The organism is Streptomyces sp. NPDC091649 (genome assembly GCF_044756785.1).
GTDB lineage: Bacteria > Actinomycetota > Actinomycetes > Streptomycetales > Streptomycetaceae > Streptomyces.
In genome coordinates, this window is record NZ_JBIVTR010000016.1 from 129131 (window position 1) to 144891 (window position 15761).

A 15761-nucleotide genomic window follows, 5' to 3' on the forward strand; every position below is an offset into this window, starting at 1 on the left:
GAGGCGGAGGGCGATCGTTCTTGAGCCGCCGGGCACCGACGCGGTGCTCGGACCGACACGCTTCTCCGTGCAAGGAGTACTACCCTCATGACTCTTTCGCGTACCGTCCAGCGCACCGTTCTCACCGCGGCTCTCCTCTCCGCCTCCGTCCTGGCCGCCCCGTCCACCGCGCAGGCGGCTCCGCTGCCTCCCGCGTGCCAGGAGGCGCTGCTCGAAACCCTCGACAAGTTCCCCGTGGCGGACTTCACGGTCCCGGACAAGGCCAAGAACGCCATGCTGGGCGAGGTCCTCGGACTGAGCGAGGCCGAGCAGGAGGCCCTTACCGAGGTGGCGTGCGCGGCCTGGAACACCTGGGCGACCGACAACGGACAGGCCGTCGCCACGGACCTGGACACCCGCTACCGCAACGCCGCCGGACCGGTGTGCAACAAGTTCGCCAGGTCCGCCTTGGCGACGATCAAGAAGTACGCCCCGAACGTCCCCGCCGAGACGCGGGAGCTGGAGAAGCTCGCCAAGAAGGTCTGGACGAACTCCATGACGAAGCTGGCCGCAGAGGCCACCAACGCCGATTGCCGTACGGCCTACAACGGGGTGAAGGCCGGCTGGTAGCCGAACGCCGGGCCCGCCGCACCGCGCGGCCGGCCCGGCTTTCGCACGCCGCTCCGTCCCCCGCCGCGGGGCGGGGCCCGCCGAGCAGGCCGGCCGCCGTGCCGCACGTCGTCCAGGACACGGGGCGGCCACACGGGAACGGGGCTCAGCGAACACGGGCGTGCCGGCGGAGCCGGCGGCAGTGGTTCGATGGCCGTGTGGTGGTCAGGGGCGGCCCGCTCGACGATGTTCGCGTAGGCCGCCGGCCGACGCCAGGCCCCGGGGCCCGGTGAGCAGTGAGCACGGAGTTCGACGGCAGGGAGGAAAGACCGCCCGGGACCGAGTCCGACCGCGTGGGGCCGATCGGCCGGCAGGCGCTCGGGCCACGGCCCTATGGCATCACCTGGGGCCCTGCCGCGATACTGCGGACCACCCGTGGTAACGAAAGGACCCGTGTGACCCACCGACTTCCCGCAACGTCCCGGCGGCTGCGTCTCGGCGGCATGGCGCTCCTGCTCGTCCTGGCGGGCTCCATCCTGCCCGCCACCGCAGCCCCGGCGGACAGCGCCCGCACCCCCGTGGCGGCGACCGTTGAGGAGCAGCGCCTCACCCGGGACGCCCCGCAGGAGATCCTGCGGCGCAGCGGATTCGACACCTTCGCCCCGCGCTTCGAGCGAGCCCTGCAGCGCTCCCGGAGCTACGCGGCAGCCGAGCGGACAGCGGCGCGCCACGGCTCGGCGCTCTGGCAGCGCGCCGTGGACCGCGCCCAGGGGCGTGGGCCCGCCACAGGCGACCTGAGCCGTGGCGACGACCGCCCGCTGTACTGGGCCCGGCTCGCGCTCAGCCGCGAACTGCGTGGGTGGGAACCCTCTTTCGCCCTCGACGACCACCAGCGCAGAGCGCTGCACACCGCCCTGGAAACCTCCTCGCGCGGCCAGAACGACATCCACTTCCCGGGCCGCGGCCAGGCGAAGCGGGTCCTCGTCACCGGCTTCGACCCGTTCACTCTGGACAGGGACACCCGGATCGGCAACCCCTCGGGCGCGAGCGCGCTCGCTCTGGACGGCACCCTGGTGCGGACGGCCGCCGGACCGGCCCGGATCGAGACCGCCGTCTTCCCGGTCCGCTGGGCGGACTTCACCGAAGGCACCGTCGAGCGGGCCCTGGCGCGGCATCTGCCGCACCTGGACCTGTTCACCACGGTCAGCCAGGGCCGTCAGGGCCGCTTCGACGTGGAACGCACCAACGGCGCCTGGCGAGGCGGCTTCCCCGACAACGAGAACGCCGCGATCACCGGGACCGTCCCCGTCACCGACCCCGGAACGCAGCCGCAATGGACCTCCACCACTCTTCCGTACCGGCAGCTCGCCGAAGTGGACACGGGCCGCTTCCCGGTGTACGACAACACCGAAGTCACCGAGATACCGGCGGGCCGCGCCCAGCCGGTGACCCGGCCCCATGGGCCCACACCCGGCTCGGCGGCGCGGGCCGGAGGCGGCGGCGACTACCTCTCCAACGAGATCGCCTATCGGGTGACCCTGCTGCGCGACCGGCTGAAGTTGCCGAACCTGCCGGGCGGCCATCTGCACACCCCCGTACTGGAGTTCGGCGCGGAAAACACGCATCCGGGGACGGGTGCGGTTACCGACCCGGACTTCGAGCGCAACCGCTCGGACATCGTGCGCCAGGTGAGGGAGTTGGTGAGAACGGCGGTGGCAGCCGCCGGCTGAGCGGCGCCAATCTCCTGCGCGAAGTGCCCGGCCCCCGGGATGATGCGCATCAGCGCACGGTGTCGGCCGGCATCGCCGAGCCGACGACCGCCTTCGAGAAGGAGAACCTCGGTTGACCACGTATGCCGCCCCGCTCACCACGGACACTCCTCCGATGAGCGCGTACGAACAACAGGTGTGGGAGGCGCTCCAGGAGCACTGGCAGCGCCGCGACAACCGCCGTGGCCTGCCGAACTGGGCGAGCACCGCCCTCGGCCGCACGGGCGAGGCAGCGGGAAGCGCCGTGCGACGGGTGACGGACACGGTGCCGGAAGCCGTCACGCGGCCGGTCCGCCGCGCGGGCGACGTGGTCGCCGACAAGGCCATGCGGCCGGCACTCGCGGGGGCGGCCGCGTTGCTCGAACTCGTCAACGACTGGGCTCTGGACCTCAACGACCCGAAGAACGTCGAGAAACTCGTGCGCAAGCAGGGGCTCGACCTCGGGAGCTTCGGCGAACTGCGGCAGCAGGATCTGAAGGTCTGCGACCGGCTGCTGTCCCGGAACGTCCTCAGGTGGCGCACCGCGGGCGCCTTCGAGGGCGGTGCGATGGGCCTGCTGGCCATGGTCCCCGTGGCCGGCATACCCGTCGCCATGACGGCGGACATCCTCGTCGTCCAGGTCCTGAGCACCTCGATCGCCTCACGGATCGCCTACTCCTACGGCTATGACGCCAAGGACCCTCGGGAGCAGGAATTCATCCAGCGCCTGGTGCAGCGGTCCTTCATGACGCAGGCGGCCAAGGCGAAGCCGTTGAGCGAGACGGCGAAGGCGGCTCAGGCGGTGAGGGGGCGCGTCAACTGGTCGAAGAAGCTGCGGGAGGACCACCGTCTTCTGGCCTCCCTGGAGAAGCTGATGCAGCAGCTGGGCCCGGCCGGCTCCAGGGTCCCGGTCAAGAACGTCGCCAAGGTCGTGCCGTTCGTGGGCGTCCTCATCGGAGCCGGCATGAACTCCGCGGTCCTCGGCAGGGTGGCCGCCGACGCCCAACGGCACTGTCAGACCCGCTTCTTGTGCGACAAGTACGGGTTGCCGCTGCCGACCGCGCCGACAACCGACCCGGACGACGCCTCGCGGACCACTGCTCCATAGCGTCGACGGCACTCCGCGGCCGCGGCCGGATGCCCGGGCGTCGAGCCACGGGTCGACCGCACGGCTGGATGGCGGCGCGGCCCCGGCCGCTGACCACGGAGGAGATCGAGCCGCTGATCGCCAAGCCCTCCGCAGCGGCCGGGCCTGCCGACCACCGCGGTGGTGCACGGGCGGTGAGGGCCACGGCGGCGAGCAGCGACGCCGCCACCGCCGCCGGCCCCGAAGGACCCGCAGCCCACCACTGAGCCGGACGATCAGTGCGCCGACCTGTCCCGACCGGACGAGGACGCCAAGCATCTGTTCGCCTCGGCCCCGCCCGGCGCTACCCCGTCCGGGACAGCTGGAACCGGTAGCGCAGGCCCTCGCCGACCGAGCGGAAGAAGTGGGCCGACCGGGGGTGGAGCGGGTTGGGCAGGAGGTGGATCTTCCGCAGGTCGGCATCGAGGGCGTGGGAGACGTACAGCACGTGGAACGTCTCCCGCTTCTTCAGGGAGCGCGCCCGGGCGATCTCGGTGGGCGAGAGGACGAACTCCTCCTCGCCTCCGGCCGAGGACTTCACCTCGAAGAGCAGGCTCGACCGTTTCCTCTCGACGACGAGGTCGTAGCCGAGCGAGTCGTCGCCCATCCCGTCCCCCAGGACCTTGTTGCGGTAACCCGACACCCAGGCGCTCTCGTCCACGGCGTCGTACCGGTTCCTGAGCCAGTCGAGGGCCGCGACCTCTCCCGCGAGTCCTACCGCGAGTGCCTGCGTGTCGGAGAGCTTGCCCCGCCGGCCGGCGGAGAATCCGGGGCGCCCGGGGCCCGGAGGCCGCGGTGTCTGCCGGTCCAGTGCGACCAGGGGGGCGTCGCCCGCGGAGCCGAGGAACTCGGGGGTGAGGCCGCCCCGTACGGCCTCCACGATCGCGTGGTAGTTGTCCTCCTCCGCCGACATCCTCGCGCGGTCCACCACGATGTGCCGCCGCTCCTCCTGCCGCAACCGCCGGTCCCTCTTCTCCCTCCGTTCGGCGTCGCCCAGCTGACCGGCCGACAGGCCGAGGTCTTCGGGCGTCAGGGCGAGCGGGGCGGCGGCGGGCCAGCGGTCTCCCATTCGGAGCCAGCGCAGCGTCGTGGCCTCGTCGAGCGGGAGGAAGTCGAGCAGCCCGGCGGCGGCCGCCTCGGCCGCGAGGCTCTCCGGATCGCCCGGGAGGCCGGAGGGGGGCAGGGCGTGCGCGGCCTCCCACGCGTGGATCAGGGTCCGTGCGCGCTTCAGCTGTGCCAGGAGGAGGGGCCGGTTGGCGAGACGCAGTTCGTCCACCGGCACCAGCCCGGCTTCCGTGCCGCCGAGCGGTGGGGCCCCGAGCCCGGTGAGCCAGCGGTCGACGTGGGCCTGCATGAGAGCGGTCTCCAGGTGAAGGTGCTCGTCCGCCCAGGCGGCGTCCGGCACCAACCCGGTCGCGTTCCGGTTCTCGGAGTACGAGGTCAGGGGCGCCCCGGACCGGAACGCGTCCAGGAAGCCGGCCCGCAGCGCGTCCAGGATGCTTCGTCGCCGGCCGGCGACGAAGTGCCGGAACTCCTGCTCGATGCCCTCCGCGTTGCGCAGCGGCCGGTAGGTCGAACCAAGAGCGGTGATCGCGGCGTTGAGCTCGGGCAGCGACAGGGACATGGCCCTGCGGGCGGTGTCCAGGTCGGGATGGCGGGCCGCCGCCCGCAGCGCCCGGTGGTTCGCCGGCGACAGCCGGGCGGCGAGCCGGCGGTCCAGTTCCTCGTCGGAGGCGGGGGCCTCGTCGTCTGACAGGAGGGCGCGGGCCGCTTCGAGGTCGAGGGTCGCGAGCAGCGGCACCAGGATGTCCAGCAGCGCGTCCAGGGGCTGCCGCAGGGTCGCGGCGATCTCGCGCACCCGGGCCCTGTCCTCGCCCAGGACGTCGGCGATCGCGTCGGCGTCCGGGCTCTGACCCGTGCCCCAGCCGGCCGCGTTCAGGTCGAGGAGGGCCATGCGGAGGGTGTCGGCGAGTTCGGGGTGGTGGAGGAGTTCCATGATCCCGGCGGCGGACCGCTGGAGCAGGTCCTCCTCACCCGTGCCCGGTCCTTCGAGCAGCAGGGTCGGGGAGTCCTGGTGCGGGACGGCCAGCCACCGTCTGCCGCCGTGGCCGGGCCGCTCGGCGATCTCGTCCACGACGGAGGTCAGGACGCCGGCGTGGACGATCCGGATGCGCTTGGCGACCGCGCAACCGCGCCGCACGGACTCCGTGGTGGGGCGACGGAAGCGCCCGGAGCGCAGGTCGATCACGGCTGCGACGAGGGTGAGGACCCAGTCCCGCTCGGACGTGATCAACGGGTCGCCCGCGGTGCCGGCGTGAAACACCTCGCCGTCCACCCGGACTTCGACGCGGGCCCGGGAGATCCTCCGGACGGGGGAGCCGAAGCACTGCTCGAGAAGCGCGGCCACCGCGTTGCCGTGCACGTTGCGCATACGGAGCAGCGGGGCACCGCGCTGTTCGAGGAGCTGGACGAGCTGGCGCGCGTCGGTGTCCTCCACGTACAGATGGTCCACGGCGGTCGGGGAATCCATGCCGTCGGCGAGCGTGACCGTTTCGAGCCGGCCGCCCCGGCTGACGACGACCGTCGCCTCCGACCCCCGGGGGAAGGGAACTCGGCATGCCTCGGCGCACTCCACCCAGGCGTCCTCGTACGCCCGGCGGAAGGCGGCCATCATCGTCTCGGGAACGGCGCCGTCCCCGAACAGCTCGGTGAGCTCGCGGACGCGGCGCGCGGCGGTGTCCGGGGAGTCCCACCGCTCGAGTCCCCAGCCTTTCGTGAGGCGGATCGCACGGTCGTTCGCCTGGAACGCGCGGCGCATGGGAGAAGGCACCAGGGGCACGAACGACGGGGCGGCCTCGTCCCCGTGCGTCCAGGCGTCCGCGGGCCTGACGAAACGCCAGTCGGCACGCTCGCGCGCGGACGCGACGGGCATCCACTCGGCCTCGGCGAGGAAGGCGGTCGCCGGCGTGGGCAGAGTGAAGGAGTCCCCCGGCTCGTTGTAGCGCCGCACGGTGACCTGGAGGCCCTCGGCGGCCCACTCGGAGCAACCGGCGGCCACGAGCCGGGCGTAGACCCGCTTCGCGGCGTCGGACAGATGGTGGTGGTCGTCCTGGCCGGGCAGCCGGCGGAGAAGGGTCCGGCCGACGTACTCGGTGTTGGGCCGCCGGTCCGTGGGGAGGTTCCTGCGCACATGGCGCAGCCAGACGTCCGCGGTGGCCGGTGTCAGAGACGGCGTCGGGGGCCTGCCGTCCGTGAAGTGACGGCCGTCCGCCCGCAGGACGGAGCGGGGGACCGGCTCGGGGCAGAGCCCCGTGCCGACTCCCAGGTGCCCGAGGAAGGCATGCCACTCCGCCCGGTCCGCGCCCCGGAAGACATGGTGCCCCGGAGGCGCGGTCAAGCGCCCCCGGAGCGCCGCGAGTTCCTCCGAGACGTCCTGCGCGCGGTCGATGAGCTCTTCGAGCAGGTGCGCTCGCTCTTCACTCCAGTCGGCGCTGAACAGGGCCTTCGTCGCGGGTATCCACACACCGTCGGCACCGGGAACGAGCAGCCGCATGGCCCGGATGTCGCGCCACGGCGGCGCGGTGTCGCCCCTGGAGAGCCGGAAGGCCCACGCGAGGACCTCCGCCGCGAGTTCCGGCGTGGGCCTGTCCTGAAGGGAACGGGCGACCAGCGCGAGCAGTTCGTCGGCGCGGTACTCGTGGACCAGACCGCCGTCCTCCAGCATGCGGCGGCCCGGCTGCTTACTGGTGACGCTGCCGAGCCGGTTCTTCCACGGGATGTTCCTCGACACGAAGAAGACCCGATGGCGCAGCGACCGGGGCAGGCGGGGGCCCTGACCCGTGGAGCCGGCCCGCTCCTCGCCGTCGGTCCTGGGCGGGAAGAAGGCCGTGGCACGCCTGACCTTGCCGTCGGCCACATTGCACAACCGGAGCTTTCCGTCGTCGTCCACGAGGATGCGGCGGCCCTGGAGCGCGCGGGGCCGCTCGACGCACCCGGCGAGCTCGTCGTAGAAGCGGCCCCACAGTTCCGGCCGGAAGGGCGTGCCGGAGAGGTTGCGCGCCAGGCTTTCGGCCCAGGTCGCCAGAAGTTCGTCCGACGGCCGCGGTGAGCGGCCGACGAGCGTGGCCACGGTTTTCCCGAGCCGGGCCGCACGCTGCCCGGTGACGGACGGGTGTACGAGGACGGCGTCCGCGTCCCGGGTCAGCCGGTCGGTCGTGAAGAGGGTCCGGTCCTCGTCGTCCCAGAGCCGGGCCTCCGCCAGGGAGGCCCACCGCCGCGCGCCCCGCGCCAGGGGGACGATCGGGGCCGTGCCGACCTCGTGTCCGAGCCGCTCAAAGGCATGGGAGAGCCGGTCGGACATGGACGCGTCCCAGCTCAGCAGGTCCGCGCAGAGGGTCGGGGGGAGCTCCAGGGTTCCGGCGGAGCAGGCGAGGAGCGTCTCGGCGCCGAGGAGGGCCAGCTCGTCCAGGAGGAAGTCGTTGAGCGGAACCGTCTTCTCGAGGTCCACGCGGGCGAGCTTCGCGAAGAAGGGGGCGTTCACATGGGCCGGAAGAGGGGCGACGGCCTGCTCGCCCATCGGCAGGTGGGTGTAGAGGCGTCCTTCGGCCAGTCCCTCCTCGACGGGAAGCGCGAGCGTGACCCGGGCGTCTCCCTGCCAGTCGCGCCATCCCTCGCTGATGTGGTCGCCGAGCACGCTGCGTTCGACCGCATCGCCGAACGCTTCGGCCGCGACCTTCCGGTCGAGCAGGACGAAGGTGCCGGCGTCTTTGAGGGTCACCGTGCTGACCGTGAGCCGGTCCAGTTCGGCGTTCACTCGCTCGGCCCGGGCCAGGGTGCGCCGTTCGACCACGCCGTCCTGCCGCTCCTCGACGACGAGCGAGGCGATCCGGCGCAGGAAGAGCAACACCGGCGGACCCGCGGACAGCATGGCCAGCTGCTGGGCGGCCTCGGCCCGGGCTCCCTCGCTCTTCAGCGGCAGGCGCAGCACGGTCACATATCCGTCGGCGGCGAAGGCGTTCACTGTGTCGGAAACGCTGTCCAGGGGCACGGGCAGACATAGGTGGAAGACGTCGGCGGCCACCTCAGCCGCGAGCGTCGCGTCGCCGTCCAGGAGACCCTTGAGCGAGGTCTCGTCGGCAAAGGTGAAGCGATAGCCGTCGAAGACCCGGCCGCCTTCCTCGGCGACCGAGTAGACCTGGGGTGCTCCCGTCAGCTGAAGAACGCTCTTGAAGCCGATCCCCTTGTTGCCGATGCCCTCCTCCGGGCGCTTGTCCGACTGGGCGATGTCGGTGATCGCGTCGAAGTTGCTGCGGCTGACGGGCCGCCCGGTGTTCGCCACGTACACGGCACCGTGCGGGCCCTCGTCGTGGTCGAGCCTGATCAGGACCCGGCCTCCCGAGTCGTCGGCTGCGTGCGCGTCGTGGGCGTTCTGCAGGAGCTCCACCAGGGCCCGGTGCTCGTAGTCGCGGACCGCCTGTTCGATGAGGTTCTTGAGGCTGCGGGACAGGTTCCAGCGGTCCTTGGACCCCTGGTACGAAGCGATGCGGTCGAGTGTCTTCGCACAAACTTCGGCGCGGCGATCCAGCATGGTCGTGTCCCCTTCGGACGGGTGCGAGCGAGGTCGCCGGCACGGCGGTGTCGCGGCCGCCGACAGGGCGGCCGGGCGGGCGAGAGCGGTGCGCCGGACGCGTACGTCCTGGTGGTCGAGCGGGTGCCCGACCTCGTTCCGGTACGCGGCGCCCCGCTCGGGCCGGACGATCATGTCGAACACGAAGGCGCCCCGGGGCAGTGGGGCCGCAGCCCGTAGCGTTAGGCAGGTCACGCCACTGCACTCCGGTCCGCACCTGGTGCGGGATGCCGTTGCCCACCTGACGGTGATCGCGCCACCGCCCGCAGCGGTTGTCGCCCGTGGGAAGAAGAGGCTCCAGACGTCGCCACTCCGCCTCTGTCGGATCCCCCCGGGCAGTCACACAAGAGCCAACGAACCAGCGGGTGACATGGGTACGGTCAGCACCTGCGATGCCACCACGCCAACTCCGGGTCTTCCGTCGGCTCATGATGCGTTCGCCCGAGGAGCACCGCGTCCAGGCGCTCGACCTGCACACGGAGTTCGCTGGCAGCCCTTGGCGGAAGCATGAACAGAGCATCTTGCAGCTTGTCCCGGGCCAGGCCCTCGCCGCAGCAGGAGCAGGTGAACTCCGCCTCCCATTGCCTCCACCGGCGCCTCGTGCCGTGGACGCGCACGGACCACACGCTCAGCGCCACCGCCACGATGCCCGGAGACAATCGCTCCCGTTCTAGCACACGGACAGCGGCATTCGCCGCTCCCGACAGACCTGGGACATCGCGATACCGCACCCAGGGTCTGCCCCAGCCGCGTTCCCGCGACCGAATTGAAGCTGGTGTTCTACGAGGCACGGCCCCTTCGGATGCAAGTCATGGACGGCATCCTCCCACAGCACAAGATCGGCCGGACAGAACCTAGGCGCTGCCCAGGGGAGAGGAGGCCGCCCGCCCCGTGCAGACCGTCGAAGAATCCGCACTGCTTTCCGGCGGAAATCTACAGCCGCGCGCGGCTGCGCAGCCGACGCCGTCGCCCCCGGCCGGGCGGTGGCCGGACGAGGGCGTGCCGGTGCTGCCGCGACTACAGGCAAACGCCTTCGGAGGCGACCTCAGCGTCGGGAAGATATCTCGCCCAGCCCCACGAGGTCGGTCTGCTGGAGGCCCAGTTCCTCGCGCGCAGGGCGTTGTTCCCCGATGCGAGGGCCGACGATCCGTCTCCGCGCCGCCGCAGTGCTCGTAGGATGCCCGAATGCCGAAGCCGATACGGATGGGTCGCCGCAGGTGGGCAGCCTCGTGGGCAGTGTTGTGCGTGGCCGGCCTCGCCGTCACCGCCGGCCTGCGGTCCGCCTCGGCACCGACATCGCAGCCTGAAACGCCCGTCAGAGCGGAGTGCCGCGAGTACATCGCGGATATCGAGACGCAGCTGGACAAGGCCGAGCAGAAGGGCGGGGGAGACGGCATATTGGCGTTCTCGCGAGACCGGGTCGGCGGAGTGGACTGCACCGACGAGCTCCGAAACCTCTTCCGCGGCGAGCGGTGAGCCGCCCCCATCGACGGCTGCGGCGCTGGCGACGGGGGTGGGCGGGCTCGGGAGTGTGAATGGTGGAGTCCTTCCTGGCCACGCCAGGGGGCGGCAGGCGTCGGCGAACTCGGCGAATGAGGCGCACCGACGGCACGCTCGCCACCCAAGCCCGCACGTTGCGGGTTGCCTGCCTCGTGGGCCTGGGCAGCTACAGGTCGCCCTGTTCAGAGGCAGATCACGATCTTTCCTCGGGTGCGTCCGCGCTCGGCGTGCGCGTGGGCGTCGGCGATCTCCTCCAGGGGGTATGCCTTTTCGATACGGGGTGTGTAGCGGCCTTGCCGACCCAGTTCCGCAGCTGCGGACAGAAGGGTGGAGTCGTTCTCCGCGTTGACCACGTGCGTGCCCAGGCGCTGCCCGCGCGCGTGGTCGGCGACCGTCGCGACGCGCGTCGGGTCGCCCGCTATCGCGACGAGGTCGTCCAGCGATCCGGAGGCCGCGGTGTCGAGCGCGATGTCGACGCCGTGCGGAGCCAGAGCGGAGAGGCGCTGGGCGAGGCCGGGGCCGTAGGTGGTGGGAACGGCGCCGAGGGAGGTGAGGAACGCGTGGTTGCGTTCGCCGGCTGTCCCGATCACGGCGGCACCTTGTGCCACGGCGATCTCGACTGCCGCACTGCCCACGCCTCCGGCGGCACCCTCGATCAGAAGGGTGCGCCCGGCGAGGGAGCCGAGCGCGTTCAGTCCACCCATCGCGGTCACGGACGCGAGACCGGCACCTGCGGCCTGCTCGTCGTTCCATGTGGCGGGGGCGTGGGCCCAGGCCGAGAGAACGACCAGCTCTGCGCTCGCGCCGGTGACACCGCTCAGCCCGAAGACGCGGTCACCGATGCTCACATCCCGCACTCCGTCACCGACTTCGTCGACCACGCCGGCGGCGTCGCGCCCGGGAATGGCGGGCAGCTCCAGGGGCAGCAGCTGGTGCAGAGCGCCGGTGCGCAGCTTCCAGTCGATGGGGTTGACGCCGGCGGCCGCGACACGGACACGGATCTCGCCAGGTCCGGGCCGGGGATCGGGGGCCCGCTCGATCACCAGGCCCTCCGCTCCGCCGTACTCGTGGAAGCGTGCTGCGCGCATAAGGGTCTGCCTTCCTTTGACGGGCCGGAATGACCTGCTCATCCGGTGCTCGTCACTCTAGAACCTGACGTTGACGTGAGGTGCAAGCCGAAACTGCCGCCCGGCCGGAAGGAGGTCAGGCGCGGATGGGTGAGGTTGCCGAGCGGGCGGGAGTGAGCGCGGGGGCCTGCGCCACCACGAGAGACCACGCCGTCCGTCGTCGGGGCCGACATCGGTTCGATCGGCCCCCTGGGCTGGCCCGGAGCCGGTATTGCTAGTCTGATCTGAACCTGACGTCAATGTGAGGTATGAGCAGGAAGGGAGTGACCTGCGTCGTGCGCATCGGACAGCTCGCCAGGCGGTCAGGGGTCAGCGTGCGGGCCCTGCGCTACTACGAGGAACAGCGGCTCCTGGAATCCGCGCGGACGCCCGGTGGGCAGCGTGACTATCCCGACGAAGCCCTGGAGCGGGTCCAGCTCATCCAGGACCTCTTCGCGGCCGGCCTCTCCAGCCGTACCGTCGTCGAACTCCTGCCGTGCGTGAGCACCGGCGTCGCGACCCCCGCCATGCTCGACCAGCTCATCATCGAACGCGACCGTATCGCCGCACGCATCCAGGACCTGACCCGGGCCAAGACGAAACTCGGCAGCGTGATCGAGAATGTGACCGCGGCGAACGTGGCGCAGGACTGATCAACCCGTCGCGAGGTGCGGGGTCCCGGCCTGCCCGGCGGCTACCGCGCACTGGTCGGCCGCGGGAAACCCCAGCCGTATCCGTGGGTCGCCGAAACAGCGTTTGCCGCTTTCGTTACCTCGGACACACGCCGCCCAGCACTGGGTGGGGCAGCCACCATGGCCGTCGGGAACCGGCCGGGCCGCTGGCCGGCCGCCTCGTCCGCAGCGCCGATCTCTTCGGCCTCGGTCGGCGGCCGGTGGTGCTCCTCACCGTCCCGCTGGCGCTCGCCTCGCCGGCCGGAGCGACCGCGCTGCCTCGCCCCCGCGGCGGGTAGCGGGCCGGCCCTGGTCGACGTGGGCCGGTTTCGCCGTGGCTGCGGCCGCCTTCGGCCCCTTCTTCCGGAGTCTGCTGTTCCGCTTCCTGGGGCAATCAGGTGAGCGATGCCGGTCGTCACCCCCGTCCGACATCGTCACCGGAGCGCCGAGGTCACCGGCCGCGTCCGCCCAGCCGGCCGAACAGGCGGCGAGCCTGGGCGCGCTTGCGCGGGTCGGCTGCAGCACGTCGGGCGGACGTGATCGTCCGCCGGCCCTGGGGACTGCGGCTGAACTGCATGAGACGGGCGATCAGTCCGGACATGGGTCCTCCTTGAGGTGGTATGCCGTCCGCCTACCCCGCAACAGCGCAGGAATGCTCTGCCGCCCCGCACGCAGGTCGCGCCTCCCGCGTTTCGGGGCGCGGAGCGGCCTGCTTCGACCCCGTACCTTCACGCCCCCGGCCTCGCGAGCCCTGGCACCGGCTCGTCGCCAGGGCTCGCGGCCCGGAGCCCGGCGAGTCCGCCGTGCTCCTGGACCGGGTTGCGGCAGCCTGGCCGGTTCGCCGGAGACTCCCTGGTCAGAAGGTCAGCAGGTCGGCTCCGCTGCCGGTCGGTCGGCAGCAGGCGTACGGTGCCGAGGCCCGCGCGCGAGGCGGAAACCCTGATCCGGCCGGGCCCGGGCTGCCGGAGGACGAACTCCGCCAACGCCTCGTCCGGCGCCCTCTACGGCAATGACCCCGCATGAGCATCAAAGCCCTCGGCGGTGGTAGCGGCGATCGGGGCCCCGACCGCCCCCTCGGGATGCGGGGCGTGCCACGGGGGGTGAGGATCGGTATACGGGCAGCGGTCCGGCCGCGCCAGGCCCCTCGGGGCCGGTTTCCCCTTCCGGCGTCGCACCGGTCCGCTTCCCGGCCGTCCAGCCTGCCGGGGGATGTGGAGGTCAGTATGCCGAGGCCCTTGTGGACCGGCGCCATTTCCTTCGGTCTGGTGACCATCCCGGTGAAGGTCGTCTCCGCGACCCAGGACCACTCGATCCACTTCCGGCAGGTCCACCTGGAGGACCTGGGCCGGGTGAGGACGAAGAAGGTCTGCGAGCTGGACGGCGAGGCGCTGTCGCAGGACGAGATCGGCAAGGGCTACGAGCGCCCCGGAGGGGAGACCGTCCCGATCACGGACGAGGAGCTCGACCAGATGCCTCTGCCCACGGCGAAGGCCATCGAGATCGTCGCGTTCGTCGACGCGGACAGCATCGACCCGATCCGGATCAGCGACTCCTACTACCTCGCGACCGACGGCCAGGTCGCCGCGAAGCCGTACACCCTGCTGCGCCGGGCGCTGGAGCGCTCGGACAAGGTGGCCATCGCCAAATTCGCCTGGCACAACCGGGAGCGCCTCGGCCTGTTGCGGGTGCGGGAGGGCGCGATCGTACTGCACTCGATGCGCTGGCCGGACGAGATCCGCAACCCCTCGTCCTTGGCCCCCCGCAAGGTGGAGGTGGACGAGGACGAGATCGAGCGGGCGGTGCAGCTGACCGACACCATGGCCCTGGACAGCATCTCCCAGTTCCGCGACGCCTACCGGGACGCCCTGGAGGAGCTGCTTACGGCGAAGTCGGAGGGCAAGGAGCTCCCGGAGCCGGCCGAGGACGGAGAGCCGGAGCAGGGGCAGGTCCTGGACCTGATGGCCGCGCTGAACGCGTCGGTCGCGGCGGCGAAGGAGAGCCGCGAGAGCGGGGGAGGGGAAGCCACGGTCCACGAGATGCGGCCCCGCAAGAAGGCCGCCCCCTCGAAGAAGACGGCCCCGTCCAAGAAGACTGCCGCTCAGAAGACCGGCGGCAAGAAGACTGCCGCGGCGAAGAAGACCACCGCCAAGCGCACGGCGAAGAAGCGGAGCGCCTCCTGACGGAGGCGGTCACGTGGCCTCCCTGCCCCGCATCGCCCCGATGCTTGCGACGCCCGGCCGGCTGCCGCCGGCATCGGCGGACGACGCATACGCGTACGAGGTGAAACAGGACGGACAGAGGTGCATCGTGTACCTCCCCGGCGACGGGTCGGTGCAGCTGCGCGCCCGCTCCGGCACCGACATCACGCCGGCTTACCCCGAGTTCCGGGACCTGGGAACGGCGCTGGGCTCGCGGCCCGCCGTGCTGGACGGGGAGATCATCGCCCCGGACGGTGAGGGCCGCAGCGACTTCCAGCTGCTGCAGTCGCGCATGGGTCTGGCCGGGGACCCGGCCAGGGCGGCCCGCATGGCCGCGAAGATCCCCGCGCACCTGATGCTTTTCGACGTCGTCTTCCTCGACACCGGCAGCCTTACCCACATCCCGTACATCGAGCGTCGCAACGTTCTGGAACCGCTGGGGCTGAGCGGGGGCGCCTGGTCGACCCCGGCGGCGGTTGTCGGGCACGGGCGCCAAGCGCTGGAGGCGACCCGCTCCGCCGGACTCGAAGGTCTCGTCGCCAAGCGCCTCACCTCGCTCTACGAGCCGGGCGTCCGCTCCCGGGCGTGGATCAAGATCCGGCACGTACGGACGGAGGACATCGTGATCGGTGGCTGGGCGCCAGGCCGGGGCCGGCTCACCTCCCTGCCCGGCGCCCTTCTCATGGGCCAACCGGGCCCAGGCGGGGGACTCCACTACGTCGGCAGCGTCGGCACGGGCTGGAGCGTTGCCGAACGCACCGCCCTCGCGACTCTCCTTCAGGCTGCGGCGACCGATACATGTCCGTTCACCGAGCGGCCTCCGGTGACCGCGGCCCGGTGGGTGGAGCCCCGGCTGGTGGGAGAAGTCCGGTACACGACCCGCACGAGGGCCGGACGCCTGCGCCAGCCTTCCTGGCACCGCCTGAGGCTCGACCTCACCCTCGACGACCTGGCCTGAACAGAGGACATCAAGGTGGGAGGTCTCGGCGCGGTCGGCTGGCAGCGGTGGCTCTATCTCCCGCCCGCACACGTGGGGCGGACGAGCGGACAACGGCCGCCCTCACTGGTACTTCGATGAAGGAGCGACCGACGACCTCGCTGACGACGGTCGCAGCCACAGTGCGCATGCCGCAGCCGCCCGGGGGGACGCACATGCTGGTGTTGGCGGTTGGCTGCGGCCGTCCTGATTCGCGTTCGA

At 71.8% G+C, this 15761-nt stretch carries 11 protein-coding genes and 1 pseudogene; 8 read left to right on the plus strand and 4 right to left on the minus strand.

Going from position 1 to position 15761, the window contains the following annotated elements; translation table 11 throughout:
- Positions 1–87: 87 nt before the first annotated feature.
- The 4 genes from ACIQMU_RS24580 (at position 88) to ACIQMU_RS24595 (ending at position 3689) form a co-directional block, all read left to right on the plus strand.
- Positions 88–609 carry a hypothetical protein gene (locus ACIQMU_RS24580; RefSeq protein WP_352242059.1) on the plus strand — a complete coding sequence of 174 codons (522 nt, stop codon included), beginning with the start codon at positions 88–90 and terminating at the stop codon, positions 607–609.
- 434 nt (positions 610–1043) lie between these two features.
- Positions 1044–2318, plus strand: coding sequence for a pyroglutamyl peptidase (locus tag ACIQMU_RS24585; RefSeq protein WP_402689684.1), 1275 nt, complete (start codon positions 1044–1046; stop codon positions 2316–2318).
- Positions 2319–2430: 112 nt separating this feature from the next.
- Positions 2431–3444 carry an EcsC family protein gene (locus ACIQMU_RS24590; protein WP_352242057.1) on the plus strand — a complete coding sequence of 338 codons (1014 nt, stop codon included), beginning with the start codon at positions 2431–2433 and terminating at the stop codon, positions 3442–3444.
- A gap of 68 nt (positions 3445–3512) precedes the next feature.
- Entirely contained in the window at positions 3513–3689 is a 177-nt protein-coding gene (locus ACIQMU_RS24595) for a hypothetical protein (RefSeq protein WP_402689685.1), read from the plus strand.
- Positions 3690–3766: 77 nt separating this feature from the next.
- On the opposite strand, the gene ACIQMU_RS24600 is transcribed toward ACIQMU_RS24595, so the two are convergent.
- Both ACIQMU_RS24600 and ACIQMU_RS24605 read right to left on the minus strand, forming a co-directional pair.
- A complete protein-coding gene (locus ACIQMU_RS24600) occupies positions 3767–9223 on the minus strand; it encodes a sacsin N-terminal ATP-binding-like domain-containing protein (RefSeq protein WP_402689703.1) in 5457 nt (1818 codons plus the stop codon).
- A 67-nt stretch (positions 9224–9290) separates the two neighbouring features.
- Positions 9291–9608 (minus strand): annotated as a pseudogene (locus tag ACIQMU_RS24605) (transposase); the annotation flags it as partial.
- Positions 9609–10333: 725 nt separating this feature from the next.
- Between ACIQMU_RS24605 and ACIQMU_RS24610 the strand changes: the two are divergent.
- Positions 10334–10564: a hypothetical protein gene (locus tag ACIQMU_RS24610; protein ID WP_402689686.1), complete on the plus strand. Its 231-nt coding sequence runs from the start codon at positions 10334–10336 to the stop codon at positions 10562–10564.
- Between the two features lie 206 nt (positions 10565–10770).
- Here ACIQMU_RS24610 and ACIQMU_RS24615 read toward each other — a convergent pair whose 3' ends face one another.
- On the minus strand, positions 10771–11676 hold the full coding sequence (locus ACIQMU_RS24615) for an NADP-dependent oxidoreductase (RefSeq protein ID WP_352242055.1): 906 nt from the start codon (positions 11674–11676) through the stop codon (positions 10771–10773).
- A gap of 314 nt (positions 11677–11990) precedes the next feature.
- Here ACIQMU_RS24615 and ACIQMU_RS24620 point away from each other — a divergent pair, with 314 nt between their 5' ends.
- A complete protein-coding gene (locus ACIQMU_RS24620; protein WP_329264866.1) occupies positions 11991–12347 on the plus strand; it encodes a MerR family transcriptional regulator in 357 nt (118 codons plus the stop codon).
- A gap of 469 nt (positions 12348–12816) precedes the next feature.
- Here the strand turns inward: ACIQMU_RS24620 and ACIQMU_RS24625 are convergent, their stop codons facing one another.
- Entirely contained in the window at positions 12817–12966 is a 150-nt protein-coding gene (locus ACIQMU_RS24625) for a hypothetical protein (protein WP_352242054.1), read from the minus strand.
- Between the two features lie 622 nt (positions 12967–13588).
- Between ACIQMU_RS24625 and ACIQMU_RS24630 the strand changes: the two genes are divergently transcribed.
- Together ACIQMU_RS24630 and ACIQMU_RS24635 are read left to right on the plus strand one after the other, a co-directional pair.
- Positions 13589–14545: a Ku protein gene (locus ACIQMU_RS24630; RefSeq protein WP_402689687.1), complete on the plus strand. Its 957-nt coding sequence runs from the start codon at positions 13589–13591 to the stop codon at positions 14543–14545.
- 13 nt (positions 14546–14558) lie between these two features.
- The gene (locus tag ACIQMU_RS24635; RefSeq protein WP_352242052.1) at positions 14559–15521 is read left to right on the plus strand and encodes an ATP-dependent DNA ligase; all 963 of its coding nucleotides are present in this window, start codon (positions 14559–14561) and stop codon (positions 15519–15521) included.
- Positions 15522–15761: the final 240 nt, after the last annotated feature.